A 1,262-nucleotide genomic window follows, 5' to 3' on the forward strand; every position below is an offset into this window, starting at 1 on the left:
TCTGTTTGATTGGTTAATTCAGCAGCATATACTTTCTTTCCGGTAAGGTCATATACTTCTACACTTCCTTTATTGCTTGCCTTTTCTTTAACGTCAAATAATACGGTTACTTTTTTATCGGCTGTTGTTGGGTTTGGATAAATCCCGAAAGAAGCTTTTTTACTTACTTCTGTAATTCCCAATGATCCCGTAATCTTTTTATACTTGAAAAACATATTTCCTGTGCTGGAACCGTCACTTTGTGTGAAGTACATTCTGTAATAATCATTATCTTTTTTCACATAATAAACAACATTATTCTTTAAAGTTGTAATGCTTTTCCATGAATGTCCAATAGAGGTGATATTAGAGGAGAAATTATTAGCAGCAGGAATCGTCCCGTTCGCCACTTCCTGTGTTTCAGGATCTGCTTTAGCTACTTTCAGTCCTGGACTTTGAATGGCCCCTGCAACCGGATACATTTGAATTCCATTATAGAAAGTATAATATTTTGTAAATACTAAGTCCCAGGCATTTCTGGAAGGCTCCATATTAGGAACTTTTGCTCCCGTATCAAACGAAAAATAGTTGAAATAAGCATCATCTGTTCCGTTCGCTACAGTTTTTGTTTCTGTTGGTCCCCATGAAGTACCATTCCACTTAGAATATTTGAATGTGTAACCTGCGAACGCATCTTCAATTGCAAACTTAACATAGGCTCCTGATGCATATTTTAAAACAAAAACAGCTTTCCCCTGAACATGATGAGTCAATGTATTATAAACACCCCAGCCTGTAGAAGGAATATTAGGATTTGGAGATGTAATAGGACCTTGTTCAAAAGCTCCCTGACTCCAGTCTGTTGTTTGATCCGGGTTATAAAGGGGTGCTCCCCATGAACTTTCATTATTGATATCAATGTTATCCCATTCAGCTAAGCTCGTAGCAGCAGTATATACTTCAATATTCTTAGCATCATTAACCCTTGTTCCTGTAGTGTAAGGAGAAACTCTATAGAATGCTACATCCCACGAGTTTGCAGGTTGAGAAACCATATTTCCATCAGTAAAATTAAAGAATGAACGATTTTGGTATCCACTTCCCAATGTCATATTTGCCTGGGTATATCCTAATGCATCTGTCTGTGCTAAAACAGTCTGTTGAACAGTAAAAGCAAGTACCGAAGCCAATAATAGTTTTGTTTTCATAATTTATTTTTGAAATTATTATTTAGAATGATTCAACAAAAGTATATATTTATTTTTAATCATTCTAAATAAAAA

The 1,262-nt window shown here is 35.3% G+C and carries 1 protein-coding gene; it reads right to left on the reverse strand.

Annotation, left to right across the window (positions count from 1 at the left end):
* The coding region (locus tag BBH99_RS11915; RefSeq protein WP_066695829.1) for a T9SS type A sorting domain-containing protein at positions 1-1,187 on the reverse strand (1,187 nt) is incomplete at its 3' end.
* Positions 1,188-1,262: the final 75 nt, after the last annotated feature.

It is taken from the genome of Chryseobacterium contaminans (genome assembly GCF_001684955.1).
GTDB lineage: Bacteria > Bacteroidota > Bacteroidia > Flavobacteriales > Weeksellaceae > Chryseobacterium > Chryseobacterium contaminans.